This is a genomic window from Agrobacterium tumefaciens (assembly GCF_013337285.1).
Taxonomy (GTDB): domain Bacteria; phylum Pseudomonadota; class Alphaproteobacteria; order Rhizobiales; family Rhizobiaceae; genus Agrobacterium; species Agrobacterium burrii.
The window spans coordinates 57086-84062 of record NZ_SUPW01000008.1; the positions used below are offsets into that span (position 1 = coordinate 57086).

General features: G+C 60.3%; 24 protein-coding genes. 13 read left to right on the forward strand and 11 right to left on the reverse strand.

Features of this window, described 5'->3' with window-relative positions; translation table 11 throughout:
- The first annotated feature begins 309 nt into the window (after positions 1–309).
- The 5 genes from FCH38_RS19365 to FCH38_RS19385 all read left to right on the forward strand — a co-directional run bounded on the left by FCH38_RS19365 (position 310) and on the right by FCH38_RS19385 (position 5559).
- Positions 310–1836, forward strand: a complete 1527-nt coding sequence (locus FCH38_RS19365) for an ABC transporter substrate-binding protein (RefSeq protein WP_174374805.1) — start codon at positions 310–312, stop codon at positions 1834–1836.
- A 105-nt stretch (positions 1837–1941) separates the two neighbouring features.
- A complete protein-coding gene (locus FCH38_RS19370) occupies positions 1942–2883 on the forward strand; it encodes an ABC transporter permease (protein WP_174009818.1) in 942 nt (313 codons plus the stop codon).
- Complete coding sequence (locus FCH38_RS19375; protein WP_149899135.1) at positions 2883–3758, forward strand: ABC transporter permease; 876 nt, start codon at positions 2883–2885, stop codon at positions 3756–3758. Before FCH38_RS19370 ends, FCH38_RS19375 begins: the two co-directional genes overlap by 1 nt.
- Before the next feature lies 1 nt (position 3759).
- Complete coding sequence (locus FCH38_RS19380) at positions 3760–4983, forward strand: amidohydrolase/deacetylase family metallohydrolase (RefSeq protein ID WP_174374806.1); 1224 nt, start codon at positions 3760–3762, stop codon at positions 4981–4983.
- A gap of 81 nt (positions 4984–5064) precedes the next feature.
- Positions 5065–5559 carry a RidA family protein gene (locus FCH38_RS19385; protein ID WP_020011822.1) on the forward strand — a complete coding sequence of 165 codons (495 nt, stop codon included), beginning with the start codon at positions 5065–5067 and terminating at the stop codon, positions 5557–5559.
- Between the two features lie 6 nt (positions 5560–5565).
- Here FCH38_RS19385 and FCH38_RS19390 read toward each other — a convergent pair whose 3' ends face one another.
- Positions 5566–6402 carry an IclR family transcriptional regulator gene (locus FCH38_RS19390; protein ID WP_174374807.1) on the reverse strand — a complete coding sequence of 279 codons (837 nt, stop codon included), beginning with the start codon at positions 6400–6402 and terminating at the stop codon, positions 5566–5568.
- Positions 6403–6490: 88 nt separating this feature from the next.
- On the opposite strand from FCH38_RS19390, the gene FCH38_RS19395 reads away from it, so the two are divergent.
- Together FCH38_RS19395 and FCH38_RS19400 are read left to right on the forward strand one after the other, a co-directional pair.
- A complete protein-coding gene (locus tag FCH38_RS19395) occupies positions 6491–7687 on the forward strand; it encodes an aminotransferase class V-fold PLP-dependent enzyme (RefSeq protein WP_174374808.1) in 1197 nt (398 codons plus the stop codon).
- Positions 7688–7890: 203 nt separating this feature from the next.
- Positions 7891–9726 (forward strand): dipeptide ABC transporter ATP-binding protein, encoded by a 1836-nt coding sequence (locus tag FCH38_RS19400; protein WP_174374809.1) that lies wholly within the window; start codon positions 7891–7893, stop codon positions 9724–9726.
- On the opposite strand, the gene FCH38_RS19405 is transcribed toward FCH38_RS19400, so the two are convergent.
- Together FCH38_RS19405 and FCH38_RS19410 are read right to left on the reverse strand one after the other, a co-directional pair.
- Positions 9723–10352 (reverse strand): glutathione S-transferase family protein, encoded by a 630-nt coding sequence (locus tag FCH38_RS19405; protein ID WP_174374810.1) that lies wholly within the window; start codon positions 10350–10352, stop codon positions 9723–9725. The genes FCH38_RS19400 and FCH38_RS19405 overlap by 4 nt on opposite strands.
- A 1-nt stretch (position 10353) precedes the next feature.
- Positions 10354–10719: an ArsR/SmtB family transcription factor gene (locus FCH38_RS19410; protein WP_065117652.1), complete on the reverse strand. Its 366-nt coding sequence runs from the start codon at positions 10717–10719 to the stop codon at positions 10354–10356.
- A gap of 211 nt (positions 10720–10930) precedes the next feature.
- Between FCH38_RS19410 and FCH38_RS19415 the strand changes: the two genes are divergently transcribed.
- From FCH38_RS19415 to FCH38_RS19430, 4 genes are read left to right on the forward strand one after another with little or no spacing between them, the layout of a single operon-like run.
- On the forward strand, positions 10931–11797 hold the full coding sequence (locus tag FCH38_RS19415) for an ABC transporter substrate-binding protein (RefSeq protein WP_174374811.1): 867 nt from the start codon (positions 10931–10933) through the stop codon (positions 11795–11797).
- Positions 11794–12921, forward strand: coding sequence for an LLM class flavin-dependent oxidoreductase (locus FCH38_RS19420; RefSeq protein ID WP_174374812.1), 1128 nt, complete (start codon positions 11794–11796; stop codon positions 12919–12921). The genes FCH38_RS19415 and FCH38_RS19420 overlap by 4 nt, the downstream gene beginning before the upstream one ends.
- Before the next feature lie 28 nt (positions 12922–12949).
- Positions 12950–14782 carry a TRAP transporter large permease subunit gene (locus tag FCH38_RS19425; RefSeq protein ID WP_174374813.1) on the forward strand — a complete coding sequence of 611 codons (1833 nt, stop codon included), beginning with the start codon at positions 12950–12952 and terminating at the stop codon, positions 14780–14782.
- A gap of 16 nt (positions 14783–14798) precedes the next feature.
- On the forward strand, positions 14799–15797 hold the full coding sequence (locus tag FCH38_RS19430) for a TRAP transporter substrate-binding protein (RefSeq protein ID WP_153516623.1): 999 nt from the start codon (positions 14799–14801) through the stop codon (positions 15795–15797).
- 69 nt (positions 15798–15866) lie between these two features.
- Here the strand turns inward: FCH38_RS19430 and aztD are convergent, their stop codons facing one another.
- Positions 15867–17117, reverse strand: coding sequence for a zinc metallochaperone AztD (aztD, locus tag FCH38_RS19435; RefSeq protein ID WP_153516622.1), 1251 nt, complete (start codon positions 17115–17117; stop codon positions 15867–15869).
- 287 nt (positions 17118–17404) lie between these two features.
- Positions 17405–18916, reverse strand: a complete 1512-nt coding sequence (locus FCH38_RS19440; RefSeq protein WP_153516621.1) for an aldehyde dehydrogenase (NADP(+)) — start codon at positions 18914–18916, stop codon at positions 17405–17407.
- A 246-nt stretch (positions 18917–19162) separates the two neighbouring features.
- Between FCH38_RS19440 and FCH38_RS19445 the strand changes: the two genes are divergently transcribed.
- Positions 19163–19513, forward strand: coding sequence for an antibiotic resistance protein VanZ (locus FCH38_RS19445; RefSeq protein ID WP_236776658.1), 351 nt, complete (start codon positions 19163–19165; stop codon positions 19511–19513).
- Between the two features lie 28 nt (positions 19514–19541).
- Here the strand turns inward: FCH38_RS19445 and uxuA are convergent, their stop codons facing one another.
- From uxuA to FCH38_RS19475, 6 genes are all read right to left on the reverse strand, one after another.
- Positions 19542–20750, reverse strand: coding sequence for a mannonate dehydratase (uxuA, locus tag FCH38_RS19450; protein WP_174374814.1), 1209 nt, complete (start codon positions 20748–20750; stop codon positions 19542–19544).
- A 16-nt stretch (positions 20751–20766) separates the two neighbouring features.
- Positions 20767–21813, reverse strand: a complete 1047-nt coding sequence (locus FCH38_RS19455; protein WP_174374815.1) for an L-idonate 5-dehydrogenase — start codon at positions 21811–21813, stop codon at positions 20767–20769.
- Between the two features lie 70 nt (positions 21814–21883).
- Entirely contained in the window at positions 21884–23290 is a 1407-nt protein-coding gene (locus FCH38_RS19460; RefSeq protein ID WP_149899119.1) for a TRAP transporter large permease, read from the reverse strand.
- Between the two features lie 3 nt (positions 23291–23293).
- A complete protein-coding gene (locus FCH38_RS19465) occupies positions 23294–23869 on the reverse strand; it encodes a TRAP transporter small permease (RefSeq protein ID WP_174374816.1) in 576 nt (191 codons plus the stop codon).
- A 74-nt stretch (positions 23870–23943) separates the two neighbouring features.
- Positions 23944–24918, reverse strand: a complete 975-nt coding sequence (locus FCH38_RS19470; protein ID WP_149899117.1) for a sialic acid TRAP transporter substrate-binding protein SiaP — start codon at positions 24916–24918, stop codon at positions 23944–23946.
- A gap of 61 nt (positions 24919–24979) precedes the next feature.
- Positions 24980–25696 carry a FadR/GntR family transcriptional regulator gene (locus FCH38_RS19475; protein WP_174374817.1) on the reverse strand — a complete coding sequence of 239 codons (717 nt, stop codon included), beginning with the start codon at positions 25694–25696 and terminating at the stop codon, positions 24980–24982.
- A gap of 206 nt (positions 25697–25902) precedes the next feature.
- Between FCH38_RS19475 and FCH38_RS19480 the strand changes: the two genes are divergently transcribed.
- Positions 25903–26775, forward strand: coding sequence for a methylated-DNA--[protein]-cysteine S-methyltransferase (locus FCH38_RS19480; protein WP_174374818.1), 873 nt, complete (start codon positions 25903–25905; stop codon positions 26773–26775).
- Positions 26776–26977: the final 202 nt, after the last annotated feature.

Here is a 26977-nt window from a genome sequence, read left to right on the forward strand (position 1 = left end):
AATAGGGATGCTAAGCGATTCAGGTCGAAATCTGGTCTTGTTACGATCTCTAATAGCAGTTTGTTCGCAGATGCGAAATATCCCGGCCTCTTAATTCTCCTCCTCCGTCTCCCGGAAGGCGTGGCCGCCATTCCCGAAAGCTCAGTTTTAACGCCCGACAGAGATTTCCTGCCGGTTCATCGATCCATGAATCCCGAGATCTCGCCCGGAGGTCATTGACAAGGCGTCTTATCGAGATATTCTGTTATAAAGATGCATATAACATAATAATGGAACATCGAGTTGGAACAAAGAGCTGGGAGCTTGACCATGAGACGTAAAATTGCATTTCTTGCCACCGCCGCGCTGTTGCTGGCGCCGGGTGTGATGATGGCCGCGGAGAAGGGTGGCGTCATCAATGTCGCGACGATCGGCGAGCCGCCGACACTCGACCCCATGGCCTCGACCGCCGATCTGGTCGGCATCGTCACGCAGCATATTTTTGAAACGCTCTACACCTTCGACAAGGGTTGGAAGGTGACGCCGCTTCTGGCTGAAAGCCTGCCCGAGATCAGCGCGGATGGCAAAACCTACACGATCAAGCTGCGCAAGGACATCAAGTTCCATGACGGCAGCGACATGACCTCGGAAGATGTCGTCGCCTCGCTCGGCCGCTGGATGAAAATCGCCTCGCGTGGCAAGCAGGCCGCCGGTTTCATCGGCAATATCTCCGCGCCTGATGCCGGAACGGTGACGATCACTCTCAAGCAGCCCTATGCGCCGCTGACCTCGCTGCTGGCTTTCAACAATTCCGCCGCGATCATCCTGCCGGCTGAAAAGCAGGCGGAGCCGATGGCTGAATTTGTCGGCACCGGTCCTTATATGCTGAAGGAACGCAAGGCGGACCAATATATCCAGCTCGTGCGTTTTGATGGTTACAAATCGCGTGATGGCGAGAGCGACGGTTACGGCGGTGCACGCCATCAATATCTCGACGAAATCCGCTTCGTGCCTGTGCCCGATCCGAATACCCGCGTCGAAGCTGCTGTTTCCGGGCAATATGACTATGTCGATTCCATTCCGGTGGAGTCCTTCGACAAGGTGAAGTCTTCGTCAGCCTCTCAGCCGATGATGCTGAAGCCTTTCGGCTTCCCGGTCTTCGTGTTCAATACCAAGGAGGGGCTTGCTTCCAAGCTCGAGGTTCGCAAGGCCGTGACCGAAGCTCTGAACATGGAAGACATGCTGGCGGCCGCGTTTGGCAGCACGGATTTCTATGCGCTTGACGGCGCCTATTACCCGGACAATTTCTCCTGGCACACGGAAGAGGGTGTCGAGGGCAATTATAATGTCGGCAACCCGGAAGCCGCTGCCGAAAAGCTGAAGGCAGCCGGTTATAATGGCGAGCCGCTGCGCATCCTCACCAGCCGCCAATATGAATTCCATTACAAGATGGCGCAGGTGGCGGCGGAATATCTGAAGCTTGCCGGCTTCAAGGTGGATATGCAGGTGGTGGATTGGGCGACGCTGACGCAGCGCCGCGCCGATCCGAAGCTCTGGGACATCTACATCAGCCACAGCCCCTTCCTGCCGGAACCGGCGCTGATGGGAGCGCTGTCCACCAGCTCGCCGGGCTGGTGGGATACGCCGGCACGCAAGGCGGCAGTTGACGCCTTCACCTCGGAAGCCGATCCGGAAAAGCGCCTCGCGCTTTGGGCCAATGTGCAAAAGACGATCTATGCCGAGCTGCCGCTCATCAAGATCGGCGACTTCAACGCAGCAGCAGCCAAGTCCAACAAGCTGGAAGGTGTCGATCCGGCTCCGTGGCCCTATTTCTGGAATGCCTCGGTCACGAAGTAAGACCGCTTGGTTGCCGGGTGCCGGTATTGCCGGCACCCATCGCAGTTTCGCTTCAACTGTCGCGCAGGCGTGGTCCGCCACGTCTGTCACCGGGAGCCTCTATTCGTGATACGGTATATTTTCCAAAGACTTGCAGGAATGATCGTGGTGATGTTCCTCGTCGTCACCATCGTTTTCGTCATCCTGCGCGTCACCCCCGGTGATCCGGCCGCCGTGATGCTCGGGCCGGATGCCACGGCGCAGGATATTGCGGAGCTGCGCACACGGCTCGGTCTCGATCAGTCGCTTGGCGTGCAATATGTCTATTATATCGGCCAATTGCTGAAGGGCGATCTCGGCCAGTCGATCTTTCTCAACATGCCTGTTGGATCAGCCCTGCTGGACCGGGCGGAGCCGACTTTCTTCCTGACGATCTTTTCGCTGCTGATTGCCAGCGTCATCGCGCTGCCCATCGGCATCTACGCCGCTTACCGGCGTGGTTCCTTCGTGGATCAGGCCGCGACCACCATTGCGATGCTGGCGGCGAGCATTCCGAGCTTCTGGCTCGGCCTCATCCTCATGCAGGTTTTTGCGGTGCGGCTGGATATGTTTCCGGTGTCGGGATATGGCGGGCCGGGCGCGAGCTTTCTTGAGCGTATGTATCACCTGACCTTGCCGGCGATTGCGCTCGGGCTTGTCTCCTCAGCCCTTATCCTACGTTTCACCCGCGCCTCGATGCTCGATGTTCTCGGCGACGATTATGTCCGCACCGCCAGAGCCAAGGGCGTCAAGGAGCGCCGGGTGGTGATGAAACATGCGCTGAAGAATGCGCTCATCCCCATTCTCACAGTGCTGGGCCTCACCGCCGCCGTGCTGATTTCCGGCGCGGTCGTCACGGAAACCGTCTTCGGCCTGCCGGGCGTCGGCAATCTCGTCGTGTCGGCCGTGCTCCGGCGTGATTATCCGGTCATTCAGGGCGCGCTTCTCATCATCGCCGGGCTTTACGTGCTCATCAATTTTGCAATCGACATGCTTTACCTGCTAGTCGATCCGAGGGTTCGTTACTGATGGCCGATATCGTTTCCACCACCCCGCCGGCGCGCAACCCGACCATCCTGTTTATTCGGCGTTTGCTGAAGCGCAAGACGGTCGCCGCCGGTCTCATCGTGCTTCTCATCTTCGTGCTGCTTGCGGTTTTCGCGCCGATGATCGCGCCCTATTCGCCGTCGAAGCTGTCGATCGTCAACCGCCTGAAACCGCCGAGCGAACTCTACTGGTTCGGCACCGATGAATTTGGCCGCGATGTCTTTTCCCGCACCATCTATGCCGGAAGACTGTCGCTTCTGGTTGGCGCGGCCGTTGTTTTCCTCTCGTCGGTCATCGGCATCACGCTTGGGCTGCTTGCCGGTTTCTTCCAGAAACTGGATACGCCGATTGCACGGTTGATCGACGCGATGATGGCGTTTCCGGATATTCTTCTGGCGATTGCGCTGGTCGCCGCACTCGGTCCGTCGCTGACGACGGTCATCATCGCGCTTGCCGTGGTTTATTCGCCGCGCCTTGCCCGCATCGTGCGTGCCTCGACGCTGGTAATCCGTGAGTTGCCCTATGTGGAGGCGGCCAAAGCGCTTGGCATCTCCACCTTCCACATCATGACGCGGCATGTGCTGCGCAATCTGGTCTCGCCGATCCTCGTGCAATGCACCTTCCTTTTTGCCAGCGCCATGCTGGCCGAGGCCGGGCTTTCGTTTCTGGGGCTCGGTGTCAGCCCCGAAATTCCCACCTGGGGAACCATGATCTCCGCCGGCCGCCAATATATCGGCCAGGCCGACTGGATGACCTATTTCCCCGGCTTTGCCATCATTCTTTCCGTGCTGTCGCTGCAAATGGTCGGCGATGGGCTGCGGGACATGCTCGACCCAAGACTGCGAAGGGATTTGTAATATGACGTCCGGCGAACAGGCAAAAACGCCTCTTCAAGCTCCCATTCTTCTCACCAATGTCAAACCCGTCGGTTTCGGCAAAGGTGCGCCACAGGCCTCGACTGATATTCTGATCGGCGGCGACGGCAAGATCGCTGCGGTAGGCTCTGCCCTGCAGGCGCCTGCGGATGCGCAGCGTATCGATGCCAAGGGAGCTTTCATCTCGCCCGGCTGGGTGGATTTGCATGTGCATATCTGGCATGGCGGCACCGATATCTCCATTCGCCCCTCCGAATGCGGGGCCGAACGCGGCGTCACGACACTGGTGGATGCCGGCTCGGCGGGTGAGGCGAATTTCCACGGTTTCCGCGAATATATCATCGAACCTTCGAGAGAGCGCATCAAGGCCTTCCTCAATCTTGGTTCCATCGGCCTTGTCGCCTGCAACCGGGTGCCGGAACTGCGCGACATCAAGGATATCGACCTAGATCGTATCCTCGAATGTTACGCCGAAAACAGCGAGCATATTGTCGGCCTGAAGGTGCGGGCGAGCCATGTCATCACCGGCTCCTGGGGTGTGACGCCGGTCAAGCTCGGCAAGAAGATCGCCAAGATCCTGAAAGTGCCGATGATGGTGCATGTGGGCGAACCGCCTGCACTCTATGACGAGGTGCTGGAAATCCTCGGCCCCGGTGATGTCGTGACCCATTGCTTCAACGGCAAGTCGGGCTCCAGCATCATGGAAGACGAGGACCTGTTCAACCTTGCCGAGCGCTGCGCCGGTGAAGGCATCCGGCTGGATATCGGCCATGGCGGCGCCTCCTTCTCCTTCAAGGTGGCGGAGGCGGCGATTGCGCGTGGCCTGTTGCCCTTCTCGATTTCGACGGATTTGCACGGCCACTCGATGAATTTCCCGGTCTGGGATCTGGCGACGACCATGTCGAAGCTGCTGTCGGTTGATATGCCTTTCGAAAATGTGGTCGAGGCCGTCACCCGCAATCCCGCCTCCGTCATTCGCCTCGATATGGAAAACCGTCTCGATATCGGCCAGCGCGCCGACTTCACCATTTTCGATCTGGTGGATTCCGATCTGGAAGCGACCGATTCCAATGGCGATGTGGCGCGTCTGACGCGTCTGTTCGAGCCGCGTTACGCGGTCATCGGCGCGGAAGCGATTGCCGCCAGCCGATATATTCCAAGGGCGCGCAAGCTGGTGCGCCACAGCCATGGTTATTCCTGGCGCTGAACCCGAATGGAACGGCGGGGCATACCCTCCGCCTTCCGCAGACACGACGGGATACCCATCCCGGCATTATGAGGAATTCGCGTGAAACAGTCTTCGCTTGATGCAGAAGGGCACCTTTCGCCCTATGACCGGCTCGCCGCGCTCGGCATCTCCCTGCCGCCGCCGCCGCCGCCAATCGCCAATTTCGTCACCCACGTGGTGGAAGGCAACATGCTTTATCTCTCGGGCCAGGGGCCGCGGGAGGAAAACGGCCATCTTTATGCCGGCAAGGTCGGCGCGGAAATCGGGCTGGAAGAGGCTTATAATCATGCGCGCCTCACCGGCATCAATCTGCTTGCCGTCATGCATGAGGCGCTGGGTGATCTGTCGCGGGTGAAAAAAGTGGTCAAGCTGCTCGGCATGGTCAATGCCGTCAGCGATTTCCGCGATCACCCGAGCGTTATCAATGGCTGCTCCGATCTCTTCATCGATGTGTTCGGCGATGCGGGACAACATGCTCGCTCCGCCGTCGGTTTCGGCTCATTGCCGGGCAACATCACCGTTGAGATCGAAGCCATCGTCGCGCTCAAGGGGTGAGGCCGTTTAATGGTTGCGCCAGCCCATCAGCTTTTCGATCCGTTCTGCCGAGACCCTGACCTGTTCGGTGTAATGGTTTTCGTCCGCCAGCACCTTCTGTTCCGGCAGCACGATGGAAATCGTCGCAACGCATTCGCCCCTGTTGTCGCAGATCGGCGAGGCGATGCAGGCGACGGCGTAATCGGATTCGGCGACCTGTATCGACAGCCGGTCATGGAAGGCGGCGCCTGCCGATTGCGACAGGGTCTCCGGGTTGATTTCCGCGCGGCCGGTGGGCGAGGTGCGGGCGCAGCGCTTGAACAGTTCGACACGCTCCGCCTCCGGCAGATGGCCGACGAGCAGGCGGCCGGAGGCCGTCCAGTTCAGGGGAACACGGGTGCCGACGCGCGACGCGACCTGAAAATGGCTTGGACCATCGGCCATGGCCAGAACAAGCATATGGTCGCCATCGCGGCCGCAAAGCTGCACGGTTTCGCCCGCATGGCGGCACAGATCATGCATTTCGTGGGTGGCGACGCCCATGAAATCCAGCGAGCGGGCATAGGCGAGGCCATAGTGATAAAGCCGCGCACCGAGCCAGATATTGCCATCGGCATTGCGTGCCAGCATGTTCTTTTCGACGAGATCGTCAACGATCACATAGACGGTGGAAAGCGGCGCCTTGATCGCCTTGGCAATCGCGTAAGCGCCGGCCGGCGATCCGGTTTCGTAAAGGTAATCAATAACCTGAAGCGCACGGTCGATGCCGCTGACGCGCGAGCGCTTGGCCGTCTTCGAGTCCGGATTTTCCTCCGTGGGAGACACGGTGGCTGAAGGCATTTCGTCCAGTCTATGGGCGTCCAATTTTGGCTCCTCATGAATTTCGAGAAGCTATTACATTATTATGGCATATATGTCGATGCCCATCGCATCGCAAAGATAGGAGAAAGATATGACCGCGGATATCAGAAGCAGGATCGGCCTTCGCCCGGTCATCAACGTCTCGGGCACCATGACCTCGCTCGGCGCGTCGATTGTCGTTCCCGAGGCCGTTCAGGCCATGGCGGACATCCTGCCGCAATTCGTCGAGATCAATGATCTGCAACGCAAGGCGAGCGCGATCATTGCAAGGCTGACGGGCGGTGAGGCCGGTTTCGTCACGGCGTCCTGCTCCTCCGGCATCAGCCTTGCTGTGGCGGGTGCGATTACTGGCAATAATCTGCTGGCCATCGAAAAGCTGCCGGATGTCGCGCCTGAGAAGAACGAAGTGCTGGTGCAGATGGGGCATGTGGTGAGCTACGGCGCGCCGGTGGATCAGGCAATCCGGCTTGCCGGCGGCAAGGTGGTGCTGGTGGGGCAGGCGACATCGACCCACCGCTTCCACATGGAAAACGCCATCACCGAAAAGACGGCGGCGGCGGTTTATGTCGTCTCGCACCATGTCGTGAATTACGGCTTGCTGCACCTTTCCGAATTTGTCGAGATTGCCCATGCCAGGGGCGTGCCAGTCATCGTCGATGCGGCTTCCGAATATGATCTGGAGCTGTTTCTGGCCACGGGTGCGGATGTGGTGATCTATTCCGGTCACAAGTTCTTGGGCGGCCCCACATCAGGCATCGTCGCCGGAAGTAAGGAACTGGTGCGTCATGCCTTCCTGCAAAATATGGGCATTGGCCGCGGCATGAAGGTCGGCAAGGAAAGCATCTACGGCGTCATGGCGGCGCTGGAAGCCTGGGAAAAGCGTGACCATGACGGCATTCGCGAGCGCGAAACCGGCTATCTCAACCTCTGGAAAAAGACGCTGGACGGACGCCCCGGCGTGACGGCGCTGATCGAGCCCGACCCGACCAACAACCCGCTCGACCGGCTGCGTGTCATCATCGACGCCGAAGAAGCCCATATCACGGCATGGGACCTGACGACGGCGCTGGCCAGAGGCAATCCGCCGATCATTGCCCGCGATCATGAGGTGGAACACCGTTATTTCTATCTCGACCCCTGCAACCTGCATCCCGGTCAGGAAACCATCGTGGCTTCCCGTCTGGCGGAAGAGCTGGACAAGGCGCGCGCTTCCAACGAGGTGATCGCCACGCCATTCGAAGACCGCAGCCGCCACCGTTTCGACGGCATGCTGCGCTGGCCGGACTAAGTGGAACGAGCGGGTGCGGCAGTTTTCTTCTCCCCGAGGGGGAGAAGTCCGCGGCAGCGGGATGAGGGGGCGAGGGTGCGGTCAATCGTTAACGTTGCCCCCTCATCCGACCCTTCGGGCCACCTTCTCCCCCTCGGGGAGAAGAAACTCGCGGCAACTGCCCGCCCAAGCATTGCAACCAGAATAAAGAAAAGGGAACGATCATGACCATGCCGCAGGCAGCACCGCTCGGTGCCGAAGATGCCGTGCTTTCCGTCCGCAATCTTACCACGTCCTTTCACGTGGATGGCGGCTGGAAACCGGTGGTGCGTGATATTTCCTTTGATGTCGGGCCGGGCGAGACGGTCGCGATCGTCGGCGAAAGCGGTTCGGGCAAAAGCGTCACATCGCTTTCCATCATGCGGCTGCTGGACCGCGAAAGCAGCAGGGTGCAGGGTGAAATCCTGCTCGGCGGTCGCAATCTGCTGTCCCTGTCTGAGGACTCCATGCGGCGAGTGCGCGGCAACGAGGTCGCGATGATCTTTCAGGAGCCGATGACCAGCCTCAACCCGCTATTCACCATCGGTGACCAGATTTCCGAGGCTCTGCTGTGCCACCAGCCGATGTCAAAAGCCGATGCGCGAGCCGAGACGATCCGCCTGCTGGAAAAGGTCCGTATCCCCTCGGCCGCCTCACGTTTCGATGAATATCCGCACCGCTTTTCCGGTGGTATGCGCCAGCGCGTGATGATCGCCATGGCGCTTGCCTCGCGACCAAAGCTCCTGATCGCCGACGAGCCGACGACGGCGCTTGATGTGACCATTCAGGGCCAGATCCTCGATCTCATCAAGACGCTTCAGGAAGAGGAGGGCACCTCCGTCCTGTTCATCACCCATGACATGGGCGTGGTGGCGGAAATTGCTGACCGTACAGTCGTCATGTATCGCGGCGAGCAGGTGGAAGTCGGCGCGACGGCTGATATCTTTCATCGCGGCAAACATCCCTATACCCGCGCGCTTTTATCCGCCGTCCCCGTTCTCGGCTCCATGACTGGTGAGGAAAGACCGCTCCGGTTTCCCATCGTCAACACCACGACAGGAGAAACGCAGGAACCGGCGCGTCCGGCCGATACCGTCGATCCCGCCGCGCAACCGGTGCTGAAGGTGGAGGGGCTGACCAAGCGCTTCGACATCCACTCCGGCCTGTTGGGGCGGCTCAGCGGCCGCGTTCATGCGGTGGAGAATGTGTCTTTCGATCTGAGGGCCGGTGAAACATTGTCGCTGGTGGGCGAAAGCGGCTGCGGCAAGTCGACCACCGGTCGTGCCATCATGCGGCTGATCGAGCCGGATGCCGGTTCGGTGGTGGTAAACGGCGAGAATATTCTTGCCCTCGACAAATCAGGCATGCGGGAAATGCGCAAGACGGTGCAGATGATCTTTCAGGACCCCTTCGCCTCGCTCAACCCGCGCATGACGGTGGGTGCGGCGATTGCCGAACCTTTTCTGGAGCATCGCATGGGCAGCGCCCGCGAAGCGAAGGATGTGGTGGCCGACATGCTGGAAAAGGTCGGCCTCTCGCCGGATATGGCGGCGCGTTACCCGCACGAGTTTTCCGGCGGCCAGCGCCAGCGCATCTGCATTGCCCGCGCGCTGGCGCTGCAGCCGAAAGTGATTGTCGCCGATGAAAGCGTCTCGGCGCTTGATGTATCGATCAAGGCGCAGGTCATCAACCTGATGCTGGATCTGCAGCAAAGCCTCGATCTCGCCTTCCTGTTCATCAGCCATGACATGGCGGTGGTGGAGCGCGTCAGCCACCGGGTGGCGGTGATGTATCTGGGCGAGATCGTCGAAATCGGCCCGCGCGCTGCTGTCTTCGACAATCCGCAGCACGACTATACCCGCAAGCTGATGGCCGCCGTGCCGGTGCCGGACCCGGACCGCCGGACCACGCGGCGCGGTGCGGCAAATGATGAGCTGAAAAGCCCGATCCGCGCGGTCGATTATGTCGTGAAGCCGCGTGAATATCGCGAAGTCTCGCCCGGCCATCTCGTCGCCTGTTAAAGGCCCGGTACGTCCGAGGTTGCAAAGGGGACGCGATAACCGCGCTTAAAACTTTCCCGCTGTCCAAGCTGGCGATACCACCGCTGCACCGCCGGAAAATCATCGAGATTGATTTTGTGGCGCGCGAAACGCGAGACCCATGGCCAGATGGCGATATCGGCGATGGAAAAATCGCTGGCCACATATTCCCGCCCCGTTAAACGGTCGTTCAATGTCCGATAGAGGCGCTCCACATCCGCGGCAAAACGCGTTTCGGCAAAGGGGGCCTCTCCGGCATGGTAAGTCAGGAAATAATGGGCATAACCGAGTGTCGGACCGAAATTGGCGGCCTGCCACATCAGCCATTCCATGACGATCAGTCGCTCGGTGGCGGATGCGGGCAAAAGTCGGCCGGCTTTTTCGGCGAGATAGATGAGGATCGCATTCGATTCCGTCAGGACGGTGCTGTTATCGGTATCGATGATTGCCGGAATTTTCGAGCCGGGATTGATACGGATATAATCGGCTGCGAATTGCTCGCCCTTTTCGATGTCGATGGCGTGGCTGCGATACGACAGGCCGAGTTCTTCCAGCGCAACCGAGATTTTGAGGCCGTTCGGCGTGATCCAGGTGTAAAGGTCGATCATGTCAGTCGAACATCGCCTCATCCAGCGGCAAGGCGCGCCTACCTTTCTTGCCCGTCACATCGGAAAGGTCCTTGTAAAGACCACGCAGGGTCAGAACCAGCTGGATAATGCGCGGGTCGGTGACACGATAGATCACCGCCTTGCCTTCCCGTGTGCCTTCGATGATACCGGCATCGCGCAATTCGGCTAGCTGCTGCGAAAGCGTTGGCTGCTGGATACCAAGTTCATATTCCAGTGCGGAAACGGAGGCCTCCGTTTCCATGAGATAACAGACGATGGCCAGACGGTTGGCGTTGGCGACAAGCTTCAAAAGCTCGCTCGCTTCCACCACGCTGCGGCAGATGAGATTGGAAACCGGTTTCGTCACAACTACTGGTCCCTGTTTCAGACTATAAAAAAGTAAATTGTATAGCGATAAATTTCAATGGCTTGATGCTGGTCGTTTTTAGTCGGCTGCAGAATTTTTAAAATCTACAGGATTAGTAGATTTCTCTTTCGCTTTCCGGCTGAGGATCGCCAAAACGTTCCTCGAAAACACTCTATAAAAAAGTAGATTGATTGCGAAATGAGGTGTCGACATGAAAATCGGGGTCCATCCCAACAATCTGCATTTACGGCTCGCCCGGCTCTGGCCCGGCGCTTTCGTGGCGTTCGAGCCGGAATTCGTGACCTATCGCGAAGGGCGCGATACGGCGGCTCTCCTCGAAAAGGGCGACATCCATTTTGGTGGCACCGGCTCGACGCCGCCCATCGAGGCGGATGCGCGCGGTCTTTCTGCAGCCTATATCGCGGCCTCGGCCCCGAGGCCGGCAAATGGCGCGATCCTCGTGCGGCGCGACAGTCCGATCCGTTCAGCCGCTGATCTCCAGGGAAAGCGCATATCGTTGATCGACGGATCGTTTCATACCTATCTTCTGGCGCGCAGTCTGGAAGGGGCGGGACTTGGCCTTGCGGACGTGACGCGGATTGAAAGCGGTGATAGTGACAGCCTGCTTGACCTCGTGGAAGGCCGTGTCGATGCCTGGGTGACGATGTCGCCACGGCTGGAAAAGGCTCTGACCCATGAGGAGATCAGCCTTCTGGTCCGCTGCGGTTCAACCATTCCCAACCGCTCGCTGTTCTGGACGCTGGCGCGTCACAATATAGCGCAGGAGACACGACAGGTGATTGCGGCCGAACTGGACCGCGTCGGCCGCGCCGTCATGGCGGATATCGACAGGGCCGCAGCCCTTCTCGCCGCCGAACCGGGCAGCGAGGGTGATGCGGCATCCTGGGGGAAGGTGCTGCGCTCACGCGATCTTTCCGTGGTGCCCGCCGCTGAAAATATCCTTGCCGAACAGCAGGAGGAGGCCGATACGCTTTACAGGCACGGCCATTTCTCTTTACCGGTTCAGACCGGGCAAAGCCCGGCCCCGCAATCAGCCAGCGTCGGAGGCGACAGATGAATGTTTTCTGGTACATGTGCGCGCCCGACGGCGCCTATCCCTGGCAGCCGGAAGGCTCCCGCAGGGTCGATCTCGGTTATTACAAGCAGCTGGCGCTGGCTTACGACCAGCTGGGTTACACCGGCGCGCTGTTTGCCACTGGCGCGCATGATGTCTGGGTTCTGGCGGGCGCACTGCTCTCCTATACCGAGCGGCTTAAACTGCTGGTCGCGATCCATCCGGGCCTGATTGCGCCGACGCTGCTTGCCAAGATGGCGGCGACGCTTCAGGAATTTTCGCGTGGCCGCCTGCTGATCAATGTCGTCTCTGGCGATGCGAAAATGCTCGGCGCTTACGGCATGACCATGCCACATGACGAGCGTTACGATATGGCGGATGAATATCTGCAAATCTGGCACCGGCTTTTCGCTGGCGAGACGGTGGATTTCAAGGGGCGGCATTTCCAGACCGAGGGCGCAAAGCTCGCACTGCCGGTGGGGCAGGGCATAGAACCACCGCCCTTGTGGTTCGGCGGTTCGTCGGAGAAGGCCATCGACGTTGCGGCCAAACATGTCGAGACCTACCTATCCTGGGGTGAAACGCCCGATCAGATCGGCGCGAAGGTCGATCTCGTGAAGGCGCGGGCGGAACAGCTTGGCCGCGAACTGGAATATGGCATTCGGCTCTATGTCATCGTGCGTGATACCGATGAAGAGGCCTGGGCCGCCGCCGCCGACCTTTACGGGCGCATGGATGAGCGCGCGATTGCCGCCAACCAGCGTTTTGTCGGCAAGACCGATTCCGTCGGCCAGCAGCGCATGACGGCGATGCATGGCGGGCAGAAACCGGAAAACCTGCGCGATCTGGAAATAGCCCCCAACCTCTGGGCCGGCATCGGGCTTGTCCGTCCGGGCCCGGGAACCGCGATTGTCGGTTCGCCGGATACTGTCATCCGCACGCTGGAAGCCTATAAGAAGGCGGGCGTGAACACCTTTATCCTCTCGGGCATGCCATTGCTGGAGGAAGCCTTCCGCTTCGGCGAAAAGGTTCTGCCACGTCTCGATGTATCGCGGGAAGTGTCAGCGGCAAAACAATTTACCTGGTCGACCCTGTTCGACCGCGACCTCTCGGCCAAGGCCTCCTGAGCATGGTGCGGGAGTGGAGAAGAACAACATGACGGCAAGTCCGGCAACAACAATCGCGCAACGGCGCTTCGGTCCACAACGCGTGGCCGAGCGGGCGCTTGCCGTTCTGGACAAGGCGCTCGGCGCGATTGCCGCCGCCATCCTTGCGACGCTTCTTGTGGTGGTGCTGGTCAATGTCACCCTGCGATACCTGTTCCATACCGGTTTCATCGGCGCGGAAGATCTGGGCATCTGGCTCAATGTGGCGATGATCGCGGTCGGCGCGCCGCTCAGCCTCAAGAGCGCTCTGGCCATGCGGCTGGATGTATTCGTGCGTTTCCTGCCGGAACGCTTTCATGCCGCAACCGAAGTTCTGGCCGATGCCTTCTCCTTCGTCGCAGCCCTCATCCTCGCTTTCGGCGGGGTGGAGATTGCGGCCATGCTGGGCGGCACGTCGCCAACGCTCGGTCTGCCGGAATGGGTGCGCTTCGGTTTTCTCGGTGCAGGCGGTGCGCTGATCTTTGTCTATCTGGCGCTTCAACGGGTCGGTGAAGGCAAGGCGCTTGCCGTTTTGCTCTCCGTCGCCATCGCGGTCGTTTCTTATGTCGGCCTGCCGGAACTATTTATCGATACGACCCTGCCGCCAAGCCTGTTTCTGGCACTCACGGCGGCCGTGGGGCTGGTTCTGGCCGCACCGCTTGCCCATGCTTTTCTCGCCGCCGCCTATGTGGCGATCGCCTTCGGCAGCACCTTGCCGGAGCCGGCCATCGTGTCTTCGACGGTGACGGGCATGTCGAAATTCCTGCTGCTTGCCATTCCCTTCTTCCTGCTGGCCGGAAGCCTGCTGACGGAATCGGGCGTCGCCAACCAGCTGGTTCGTTTTGCCGCCTCCATGGTCGGCCACCGGCGGGCGGGGCTGGCGCAGACGACGCTTTTGACCAGCGTGCTGTTTTCCGGCGCATCCGGCTCTTCTGTTGCCAACGCCGCCTTCGGCGCTTCCACTTTCCAGCCGGAACTGGTGAAGCACGGCTATCCGCCAGCGCAGGCGGGCGCGATCATTGCCGCCACCTCGGTGCTGGACAATGTCATCCCGCCTTCCATCGCCTTTCTCATCCTCGCAACGGCCACCAATCTGTCGGTGGGCTCGTTGCTGGTCGGCGGCTTCTTCGCCGGCGGGCTGATGGCAATCTGCCTTGCGGTGGCGATCCATCTCAGCGTGCGCAGTGTCGATACCTTGCCGCGCGCGACAGGCAGCGAACGCTGGCGCTCGGCCGTGGCCGCCATACCCGCCTTCGGGCTTGGCGTCATCGTAGTAGTCGGCATCCGCATCGGCGTCGTCACCACCACGGAGGCTGCGGCCCTTGCGGCGCTATACACGCTGTTTCTCGGCTTCGGTTACCGGCTGGGCGCGGGCCGCATTTTCGCGACCTTCCGCCAGTCGGCGGGTGAGGCGGCGGCCATCGGTCTTTTGATCGGCACGGCGGGGCCTTTCGCCTTCCTGCTGGCGGTGGACAATGTCTCCGGCCTCGTCACCGACTTTGTCACGCTTCTGGGCGGCAGCAAGATCGCGGTGCTTCTGCTCTCCAATCTCATCCTGCTCGCGGTCGGGCTGGTGCTGGATATTGGTGCTGCCATCCTGCTGTTCGGGCCGATCCTGTTGCCCGCTGCCGTGGCGGCCGGCATCGATCCCATCCATTTCGGCGTCATTCTTGTGGTCAACCTGATGATCCATGGCCTGACACCGCCGCTCGGCATGCTGATCTTCGTGGTCAGCGGCGTCACCCGCATTCCGGCGACAGCACTTTTCCGGGCCGTCGTTCCCTATCTCGTCTCGCTTCTCGTTTCCCTCGCCATTTTGTGCGCCTGGGCCATTTTCTTCTAAATTTGGGGTTTCAATCATGATTATTATCGATCGCCGCAATCTCCTCAAACTCTCCGCCATCGGCGCCGCAACGCTCGCCGCCCCCGCCTTTGTGCGCACGGCAAATGCCAGAACCCGCAGCCTCACCGTTGCCTCGCTGTTTGCCGATGACAAGCCCGAGACGAAAATCTGGGTGAAGATCAGCGAACTGGTGGAGGCGAAGCTGCCCGGCCGTTTCCGTTTCAACATCGTCAAGAGCGGTGCGCTGGGCGGTGAAAAGGAAGTGGCGGAAAATATCCGGCTGGGCTCGGTGCAGGCGAGCCTTTCGACAGTCTCCTCGCTTTCGGGCTGGGTGCCGGAACTGCAAATCCTCGATCTGCCTTTCCTGTTCCGCGATGCCGACCATGTGCGCAAGGTGGTGACGGGCGAGACTGGCACTGATCTGAAGACCAAGCTCGCCGCCCAGCAATTCATCGCCGCCGATTTCATCAACTACGGCGCGCGCCATCTTCTGACCAAGGAACCGGTAACCCGGCCGGAGCAGCTGGAAGGCAAGAAAATCCGCGTCATCCAGAGCCCGCTGCACACCAAACTGTGGAGCGCCTTCGGCACCACGCCGGTCGGCATCCCGATCACCGAGACCTATAATGCGCTGGCAACCGGCGTGGCTGATGCCATGGATCTCACCAAGTCCGCCTATGCCGGCTTCAAGCTTTACGAGGTCGTGCCGTATCTGACGGAAACCGGCCACATCTGGGCTTCAGGCGTGGTCTATTACGGTGCGACCTTCTGGAACCAGCTGGATGACGAAGAGAAGAAGGTTCTCCTGGAAGCATCGAGCGAAGGCGCGCAATATTTCAACCAGCTGATCGTCGAGGACGAAGTGAAGTCCGTCGAGCTTGCGCTTTCCAAGGGCGGTAAGGTGCTGCAGCCGGAAGCGCTGGACGAATGGCGCAAGGGCGCGCAGGGCGTCTGGCAGGATTTCGCCGGCATTGTCGGCGGCATCGAGAAGATACAGGCTGTGCAGTCGGCCTGATAATACGGGCCTTCAAAATCAGGAAACCCCGTGTGCTCTTCGGGCGCACGGGGTTTCTTTTGTTCGGTATCAGTGCGAAGCGCCGGAGCCGCCAACGGCAACGATGGAGTAGGGCTGGCCTTCCACCGCAAGCGTGCGGGTTTCCTTCAGGCTTTCCGCATCCACCACGCGCACCAGCGAATGGCGCGGATCGGAAATTGCGATCTGACCGTCGGCAACGGCGAGACGCGGACGCGGATCGCGCCAATGGCCATCCTTGCTGTAGGGTTCGGTGACCTTCGCCTTGCGGGTGATGGCGCCTTCCAGCACGTCAAGCACATGCAGGTCGCCATCTTCCGTCAGGATATAGGCATTGCGCGGATTGGCGGGGTCGAGGATGAAATCGACGCGCCGGGTCGGCAACTCCACCAGACGGAAGGCGTCCTTGCTGTCAGGATCGATCAGGACGACCTTGTCCTCACCGTAGTTTCCAAGGAAAAACTGCATGGATTTGCCGCCGAGCAGCGTGCCGGTATAGGCTTTCGGGAAATCTTCCGGATAGGCCAGCATTTCGAGCTTCGGACCATCCGTGCCGCCCGGCCGGGCAACGAGAATGCCTTCCTTGCAGCCAAAGGCCGCAAGCCGTGCGGATGTCGCCTCACCGTGCAGATCGGTGCATGTCGCCTGTTCACCAACCTGCTTGCCTTCCCTGTCAAGAACGCGCAGCCCGATGCGGGGCGGCAGCGTGTCGGGTTTGGTTTCGATCTGCGTGTTGGGTACGGACACCAGAACGTAACGGCCCATGGTCACCGCCACGCCATGATGTGGGGCGGTCGTATCGACGGTGCGGACCTTTGCCTTGCCGTCCAGCAGGGTGGCCTCATCGATGATCTCAGCCTTGCCGCCACGGTCGTAGAAGAGGATCGCATGGTCATCGTGGGGCACGACGTGGAACGGCCGTTTGCCTTCGAAGGTAACGGGCAGCAGCGCCGTATCTTCCACATCCAGATCGCGATGCTCGCCGTGGTCGGAAAAGACGATGCCGGTCTTGATCACATGCACGATATCCGAATCTGACTGTGTGGCGAAAACAGTCTTGCCGGAGGCGCTGGCGGTCAGTGCCGCATAGCCCTTGAGGTCGTAGTGTCCGAGTTCCTTGCCGGTTTCGAAATTGATGGCGCGCACCACCGGCTGGGTGTGATCGGCGATGAAGAGACGCCATTCCTTGACGCTGTCGCCGCTTTCTTCCGCCTGCGCCACGCCAGAGGCCAGCGGCAGGGTGAGGGCAAGGCACGTGGCAAGCGCGCTCATGCCAAGGTGCTGTTGAAGGGAAAATCTCATGGTGTTCCTTCCAGACGTTATCATCCCTGTGCGGATACGAACCGGTGTCGGCTCTGAAGGATGATTGTAATGTTATTACGTTACGAGATTGCGTATTAGCATTACGTGCGGGGTCGATGTCAACCGATGCGGACGTCTTGGTGCGGAAAAATCTGGATGGAGACAGTGAGGCGAGAAAAAGGGAGGCGGGAGGAGGCAAGTGACGCTTCAGCGTCAGGCCGTATTTCCCGAAGGGCTGTAAAGCCGGAAAAAAAGCAGGCGCATCGCTGCGCCTGCCTCCATCAGTTTTAGCGGATATCCGCAGGCAGAACGTCCGAAGGGATGTTCTGGTAGGAAACCGGACGCGTGAAGCGGCGGATCGACATGGTGCCAACCGAGGTTGCGCCGAAGTTCGTCGAAGCCGGGTAAGGGCCGCCGTGAACCATGGCTTCGGACACTTCCACGCCGGTCGGGAAACCGTTGGCGAGAACGCGGCCTGCCTTGCGCTCCAGGATCGGCAGCAGCTTGCGGCCGAGTTCGGCGTCGCCACCGTCAAGATGCAGGGTTGCGGTCAGCTGGCCTTCGAAGCTCTTTGCGACTTCCAGCATTTCTTCCGGGCTATCGACCGTGACGATCAGGCCGAGCGGTCCGAAAACCTCTTCGGCAAGCGCGTGGTTGGCAACCCAGTCCTTGCCCGAAACGCGGAACAGGTAGGGCGTTGCATTGCGCAGATCGCAGGTGGTGGTCAGCACGTCACGCACGCCGTTGCCGGCGGCGATACGATCGCGGCCGTCACGATAGGCAGCGGCAATGCCGTCGGTCAGCATGACCTGCGGGCCGACTTCGGAAAGAGCTGCACGTGCGGTTTCGGCAACCGCATCCGCCTGCGAGGCGAGAACGACGGCGATGCCGGGATTGGTGCAGAACTGGCCGGCACCCATGGTCAGCGAACCGGCCCAGCCCTTGGCGATGGCTTCACCGCGAGCGGAAACAGCTTCCGGCAGCAGGAACATCGGGTTCACGGAACCGAGTTCGCCGAAGAAGGGGATCGGCTCGGGGCGCTGGGCGCAGAGATCGAACAACGCGCGGCCGCCGGCGAGCGAGCCGGTAAAGCCGACCGCCTTGATGCGCGGATGCTGCACGAGCGCGGAACCGACATCGCGGCGGCCGCCCTGGATCAGCGAGAAGACGCCGGGATGCAGATTGTGCTTCTTGACGGCGGCCAAAACGGCTTCGGCAACGATTTCACCGGTGCCGGGATGGGCGGAATGGCCCTTGACGACAACCGGGCAGCCGGCAGCCAGAGCGGCGGCGGTGTCACCGCCGGCCGTGGAGAAGGCGAGCGGGAAGTTCGACGCGCCAAAGACGGCGACAGGGCCAATCGGGCGCTGCATCAGGCGGATATCCGGGCGCGGCAGCGGCTGGCGATCCGGCAGCGCTTCGTCGTGGCGGCGGTCGAGATAATCACCCTTGCGGATATGCGAGGCGAACAGGCGGAGCTGGCCAACGGTGCGGCCACGTTCGCCCTGCAGGCGTCCTGCGGGCAGGCCGGTCTCGGACGAGCCGATTTCGGTGATGGCGTCGGCGCGTGCTTCAATCTCATCGGCGATGGTGTCGAGGAATGCGGCGCGCTCTTCGCGGGTGGTGTAGCCATAGCTCCAGAAGGCTTCTTCAGCGGCTTCCGCAGCCTTGTTCACCAGATCGACCGTGCCGACCGAAAAATCGAAAGCCTCGCCATGTGCAGGCTCGCTGCGGAATTTTGCATCCGTTGCGACCCATTCTCCTGCAACCAGATGTTTGCCGTGCGGCTTGAAACTCATTGTGCTCATCCCTGAAAATCTGATCCTGTGTGGAAAATCCACCCGATACCGTGACATGGGACCGAAAGGCGATAGCGTCAACGCCATCAGCCGCGATCCTCGCCCGGTCGCCTTCTGCATTAGCCCGTGTGGGGCCGCAACGAAAGGCGGTTTCGCAACTATTTGATCAAAAAGTGTGATTAATTGGGCGAGACGTGAAAAAGACCCGCTTCCGTTTACGCGCACGGCGTTTTATATGACGTCATGATGACAAATAGACTTCCGAAATACATCGCCTGGTCGGTTCTTCTGCTGATCGTGATCGTTACAATCTGCCCGATCGGCTTTCGGCCTCACACGCTGACGACGGTGGGGATAGACCGTGCCGCCGCCTTCGCTTTCTGCTCGGCGGCTTTCGTGTTTGCCTATCCGCGCCACTGGCTCGCCGTCATCGTTGCGGGTGTCACTGCAGCTTTTGGTATCGAAGCGCTGCAGTTTCTGTCGCCCACACGTCATCCGCATCTGATGGATGCTGCCGTGAAAGCCGCCGGCGCCATAGCCGGCGGGCTTTTCACCATTACCTGTCTGCTGTTCAGGGGACGACTGACCGCCGGCTGACTGGGAAGCCTGCGGTCAATTATCTTGCTCAGCCTTGCCCGCTCGCCAGCCCGAAACGGCCATGCGACAGGGTGCGCTCGATACCGCGCAGCTCCGCCAGCCCTTTCAGCCGGCCGATGGCGGGATAACCGGGCTGCGCCCCGCGCGTCAGGTCGTCGAGGATTTCCTGCCCGTGATCGGGCCGCATCGGGATGGTGTGATCTTCACGGCCTTCGGCGCGACGACGGGATTCTTCCGACAGAAGTGCGGCGATGACGGCGACCATGTCGGTGCCGCCCTCCAGATGTTCATCCTCAAAGAAGGAGCAGGGCACGGTATCGGTGTCACGCGTCACATTGCGCAGATGCACGAAATGGATGCGATCGGCAAAACGGCTGGCGATGAAGGGCAGGTCGTTATCCGCCCGCGCCCCGAGCGAACCGGTGCAGAGCGTAACGCCATTGGCGCGGCTATCGACCTTTGAGAGCATATGGGCGTAATCGGCTTCCGTTGAGAGAATGCGCGGCAGGCCGAGCAGGGGCCATGGCGGATCATCGCCGTGAGCGCAGATATTGATGCCGACCTCTTCGGCAACCGGCGTCACCTCCGACAGAAAGTCGATCAGGTTCTGTTGCAGCCTTTCACGGTTGATACCGTGATAGGAGCGCAGTTTTTCGAGAAGCTGGGCGAGCGTATAACCATCCGCCGAGCCGGGCAGGCCCGCGCCGATATTGCGACCGAGAGCTGCGATTTTCGTGTCGGGCATGTCGGCGAAGCGTTTTGCCGCTTCCTCTACCAGCCACTCCGGATAATCGGCCTTCGCGGCGGGGCGCTTCAGAATATGAATGTCGAAGGCTGCGAAATCGGGAAGATCGAAACGCATCGCCTTTGCGCCGTGTCTGGTTTCCCAGCGCAGGTCGGTGCGGGTCCAGTCCAGCACGGGCATGAAGTTGTAGCAGACGGTGCGGATGCCGGAGGCGGAGAGGCGGCGCAGCGTCTCCTGCCAGTTGGCGATATGGTTTTTCCAGTCGCCGGTCTGCGTCTTGATCTCTTCGGAAACCGGCACGCTTTCGACCACGTCCCAATAAAGCCCGCCGGTCTTGATCGCCTCATGCCGCTTGGCGATCTCGTCCACCGGCCAGACATCGCCGGTGGTGATATGATGCAGCGCGCTGACGATGCCTTCCGCGCCTGCCTGAGCCGCATCCTGAACCGTGACCTTGTCGACCGGGCCGAACCAGCGCCATGTATGTCTCATGTTTAATCCTCAAATATCATTCTGCGGAAAATGTCAGTTGCACCTTGCAGGCGGCGGAGCGGTCTCCGGCCTGTTCGAATGCGGCTTTCGCGTCTTCCAGCGGGAAGCTGTGGGAAATGATCGGCCGCACATCGATCCCTCGCGAGGAGATCAGGCCGGCGGCGATGGCGAACTCCTCGTGGAAACGCTGTGAGCCGCGCCAGAGGATTTCCTTGCCCACCAGCGCATTGAGCGGAATGGTGATATCGCCGGTGACGCCCACCTGCACGATGGCGCCGCGGGGGCGCACGCAGGCAAAGGCCGTGCGAAGCGCGGGGCCGGCAGCGGAGCAATCGAAAATGACGTCGAAATAACCCTTGTTTTCCTGATAGGGCAAAAGCGCTTCTGCGTCCTTCGCGACATTGATGGTGCGGTCTGCGCCCATGGCGGGTGCGCGTTCCAGCGCCGCATCGCTCAAGTCGGTGGCGACGATGACGCTCGCGCCGGCATGGCGGGCGGCGGCGATGGTAAGAAGGCCGATGGGGCCAGCGCCGGTTACCAAAACCTTGGCCCCGGTCAGATCGCCTGCCTGGGCGACGGCATGCAGGCAGACGGCGAGCGGTTCGGTGCAGGCGGCCTCGGCGGGCGAGGTGGCGTCTGAAAATGCCGCGCATTGTTTGGCGGGAACCACCAGCCGGTCGCGGAACATGCCCTGCTCATGCGGCAGGCGCATGGCGCTGCCCATGAAGCGCATCTCGAGGCAATGGATCGGCTGGCCCTTCAGGCAGAAGTGGCAATGACCGCAGGGCTGCGAAGGGTTGACGGCGACGAGCTGGCCGATGGCAAGCCCGCTGACGCCCGCCCCCAAAGCCGCCACATGGCCGGATGCCTCGTGGCCGCAGATGATCGGCTCGCGCACCCTGACCGGGCCGAAACCGCCATCCTGATAATAATGAAGATCGGAGCCGCAGATGCCGCCGGCCGCCATGGTCAGCAGCACTTCACCGGGGCCGGGGCCATCGGTATCCTGTGTTTCGACGCGGATGTCCTTCGCGCCGTGTAGACGTGCCACGCGTGTCTGCATGACGGGGTCCTTTCGAATGCATTCATATCGGAAAAGCTGCGCGACGCCGGGCCGCGCAGGTCTGGTTCGATCAGCGGATGAGGCCGAGCTGGGTCGGTAGCCACAGCGTTACCGATGGTATGAAGGTGATCAGCGCCAGTGCCACAAAAAGCGGGATCATCCAGGGCAGGATGGCGAGCGTGGTCCGCTCCACCGACATTTTCGAAATACGAGACAGGACGAAGAGCACCATGCCGACAGGCGGGGTCAAAAGACCGATCATCAGGTTCAGCGTGACGATCAGGCCGAGATGCACCGGATCGATACCGTAGCGCGCGGCGACCGGCATCAGGATCGGCACCAGAATGCTGATGGCGGCGATGGTGTCGAGAAACGCGCCGACCACGAGAAGCAGGATGTTGACGATGATGAGGAAGGTCCACCAGTTGTCCGTCATCGCGAACATGAAGTCGGAGAACAGCTGGGCCGCCTGGCTCACCGTCAGCAGCCATGCGAAGATCGATGCGGCCGTGACGATGAAAAGAACCGAGGCGGTCGTCTCGATCGTATCGAAACTGGCCTTGGCCAATGTCTTGAATGTCATGGTACGGTAACGCACCAGCCCGAGGAAGAGCGACCAGAGGACCGCAGCGACCGCCGCTTCGGTCGGGGTGAACCAGCCCATCGTCATGCCGCCGATCAAAAGCACCGGCGTCATCAGCGCCATCACGGCTGAGAAGTCGTAGTACCAGTCCAGCGCGACAAGCAGGGCGAGGCCGATAAGGACCGCGACATTGAGCGACAGACCGGCAAGGATCATCAGATAGACAGCAACCGGAAAGCTCAGAACGATCACGATTTCCAGCGACGCAGAAAGAAGTTTTTTCAGTTCGAAGGGCGTGTCGGAACCCCAGCCCTTGCGTTTTGCGAAAATATAGACCGTCAACATCATCAGCACGGTCATGACGACGCCGGGAATGATGCCTGCCATGAACAGCGCGCCGATAGAGGCGTTGGCCATCATGCCGTAGATCACGAAGGGCAAGGATGGCGGAAAAATCGGCCCGAGCGTCGCCGAGGCGGCGGTGACGCCGACGGCCGCTTCGACCGGATAGCCGTGATCCTTCATGGCCTTGATCTCGATGGTGCCGATGCCTGCGGCATCCGCAAGCGCTGTGCCCGACATGCCGGAAAAAACCACCGAACCGATGATGTTGACCTGCGCCAGTCCACCCTTCATCCAGCCGACGAGCGCCAGTGCGAAGCGGTAGATGCGGCTTGTGACCCCTGCGATGTTCATCAGATTGCCGGCGAGGATGAAGAACGGCACGGCGATGAGCGGGAAGCTTTCGACGCCGGCGATCATGCGCTGGGCCGCGATGATATCGGGCGCCACGTCGTAGAGGATGAGATAAAGAAGCGAGCTGACGGCCATGGAAACGGCCACCGGCGTGCCGATGATGAGAAGCAGAAGAAATGAACCGATGAGCAAAAGCATGGTCTAGATTCCCTGTGTGCTTACGGCTTCCTGAGCCTTTTCACGCACGGTTTGCTTGCCGGTGATGTCCTTGATGAAATTGTGCAGGGCACGCAGGAACATCAGCGCGAAAGCGGCGAAAACGGTGTAGAAGACAATGCCGCGCGGCAGGTCGACGGTGACCATTCGCTCATCACCCACGATTTCGAGATAACGCCACATCAGCCAGGTGATGTAGGCGAAGAAACCGATGGTGATGAGATCGACGATCAACTCCAGAAAACGCCCGACGGGCTTCGGCACGAAGCGGTAGATCAGGTCGACGTGAATGTGCCGAAACATACGCACGCACATGACCGAACCCAGAAAAACGACGACGACGAGGCAATTGGCGGCAATTTCTTCCGTCCATGCGAAGCTGTCGTTCAACACGTAACGGGTGAAGAATTGCAGGAAGACGGAAAGGCCCATGCCCCAGAAAACGGCAAGGGTTATCCAGTCTTCCACGGCATAGGGCGAAAGATCGACGGGGCCGGTACCTTCTTCGAAGGCATGCGCCATTTCTTCCACACTGATGGGTGTGTTTTGATGGTCGGTCATTGGCGGGAACTCCAGTCCGAATGTCTCGGTTGAGGATATCCCGGCGCCTGACGACGCCGGGACAGGCTCACGCATTATTTGATGGCGCGGATGGCGTCCCAGTCGGCCTTTTCGTAGCCGAAGTCTTCAAGCTTCACCTTTTCGATGACGTTTTTCTCGAAGTCGGCCTTGTCCACCTCGGCGACAGTGATGCCCTTGGATTTGAACTCGTCGACCAGCGCCTTTTCACGGGCTTCGATCGTCTTCGTCGTGCGGGCCGCCGCTTCCTGCATCACCTCGGTGAAGATTTTCTTGTCTTCATCCGAAAGGCTCGCCCAGCGGGTTTTCGAGACGAGGGTGTTGAGGTGATCGACGATGTGGCCCGTCAGAACGATGTTCTTCTGGACTTCGTAGAATTTCTTCGCCTCGATCGTCGTCAACGGGTTTTCCTGCGCCTCGACGGTGCCGTTCTGAAGAGCCAGATAGACTTCAGCAAAGGCGATCGGCGTCGTGTTGGCGCCGCAGGCGCGCGGCATGGCCAGATAAGCCGGAACGTCGGGAACGCGCATTTTCAGGCCGGCCATGTCACCGCATTTTTCAATCGGCCGGTTGGATGTGGTGTGGCGCGTCCCATAATAGCTGACGGCGACGATGTGGTTGCCGGTCTTGTCCTCGTAGCCCTTGGCGAGCTTCTTGAAGACATCGCTTTTGGTATAGGAGATCAGATGACCGGGATCGCGGAAGATATAGGGAAAATAGGTGACGCCGATGGGCTTGTGATCGCGTGCGGCGAAGCTTGAACCCGAAATGATGATGTCAACCGTGCCGAGCTTCAGGCCCTGGTTGATATCGGCCTCCTTGCCCAGCTGAGACGCCGGGAAAACGTCGATCTTGTAGCGGCCGTCTGTCCGCTTGGCGATCTCTTCGGCGGCCCACACCGAATCCGTGTGGAACGGCTCCGAGGTCTCATAGACATGCGCCCATTTGAGCGCGGTTTGCGCCTGCGCCGCCATGGCCGAAAGCAGGATGGCAGCGGTTGCACCCATTAAAGTCGACAATCTGATTTTCATTCTTAACTCCTCCCGAATTAAAGCCAGATTTCTGTTTGTCCGTCACCGGTTGCGGCAACGGTCACTCTTCTCCGATCGTTTCCTCCCCGAAACTCTCGGAAAATCTCTTTTGCGACAGCGTCAGATGCTGTCGCATCGCCTCGCGCGCGCCTTCCGGGTCATTTGCCGCGATCGCGTCGCGGATCACCCGATGTTCCTGCACGGCGAGGATCCAGGTATGCGGTCCCTCGAAATAGCTGGCGAGCTTTTCGAAATAGGGTGAAAGGCTGCGCTCGTCATAGATCAGGCCGGTAAAGCGATTGAGCGTCGAATTGCCGATGATATCGGCGATAGCGGTGTGAAAGGCGCGGTCGAGATTGAGGGCCTGCGGCGAATTATCGAGCGCGCCGGCCATGCGTTCGATGATGTCGTCGAGCTTGACGATGAATTCCGGTGTGGCGAGCCTTGCGGCCTCTTCCGCAATAGCGCTTTCGATGATGCAGCGCGCCTGCAGGATTTCGAACGGACCATGCGCATCCGGCAGAGGCGGCTTTTGCGTGTCCGGTTTGCGCGATGCGTTTACATAGACGCCCGAACCCATGCGGATGTGGATATGGCCTTCCACTTCCAGCACGATCAACGCTTCCCGCACTGTCGGGCGGGATACGCCGAAGCGTTCTGCAAGGTCGCGTTCCGCCGGGAGGCGCTGACCATCCGTCAGTTCCCCGCTCTCGATGAGCAAGCGAATTTGTTCCGCGACCAGCCGGTAAAGGCGGCGCGGCTCCAGAGCCACAAACATGATACCCTCCCAGCGCGAAGGTCTCCCCCCATCGCGCAAGCGGTAAGATTGTCTTACCAATTTCATTAGGGAACATTTATGCGGTGCTGTCAATCGGACCGTGAGTGGAAAATTGCGTTGCTCCAGATCGAAGGATGTAAGAAGCAAGAAACGGGTGGAGACGAACGCGCTTTAGTGGTTTTCTGTGAGGCGTTAGGAGAAATGCAATGAACGCCAACATCATGCTGAATGAAGACATCACCCCCATTGGAACCGATTACGAGACGGTGCGCGGGGTTATCGAGCTTTTGACGCTGGATTATCGCGAGCAACCCTCCCTCGAAGCCATTGCCGCAAGGCTCGGCCAGTCGCCGACGCAATTGCAGAAAACCTTCACCCGTTGGGCGGGACTTTCGCCCAAGGCTTTCCTGCAGGCAGTGACGCTCGATCATGCCAAGAGGTTGCTGCGCGAGGAAGATCTGCCGCTGCTCGAAACCTCGATCGAGGTCGGCATGTCGGGGCCGGGCCGCCTGCACGATCTGTTCGTCACCCATGAGGCCATGTCACCCGGCGAATGGAAGGCCAAAGGCGGCGGGCTGACGATCCGTTATGGTTTCCACGCCTCGCCCTTCGGCCTTGCATTGGTCATGGTGACGGATCGCGGCCTTGCCGGCTGCGCTTTTGCCGATCCGGGCGAAGAAAGAGCCTGTTTCGAGGATATGGCCGGCCGCTGGCCGAATGCCGATTATGTCGAAGATCGCGAGACGACCGCGCCTTACGCCGCCCGCATTTTCGAGCCGTCTTTGTGGGCGGCGGACAGGCCGCTGCGTGTCGTGTTGCTCGGCACGGATTTTCAGGTGCGGGTGTGGGAAAGCCTGCTGAAAATCCCGATGGGCCGCGCCGTCACTTATTCGCATATTGCCTGCGATATCGGCCAGCCCACCGCATCCCGCGCCGTGGGTGCAGCAGTCGGCGCCAACCCGGTCTCCTTCGTCGTCCCCTGCCACCGCGCCGTTGGCAAAAGCGGGGCGCTGACGGGTTATCACTGGGGGTTGACCCGCAAGCGGGCGATGCTTGGTTGGGAGACGGGTAAGGTTTGAGCGGGTTGGATTGTCTTTATTGTGTCTGGCTTGGCCTCTTTGACCCCGGTTTGTATTGACAGGCTTCTTCATACGCGACGTCATCCTCGGGCTTGACCCGAGGACCCATGTCCCACCGCTTGTGGATCCTCGCCTCAAGGGCGAGGATGACGGTGGAGGGACAAGGCTGGCGTTGGGGGTGGCGAGCGGTGTCCTGCGAATG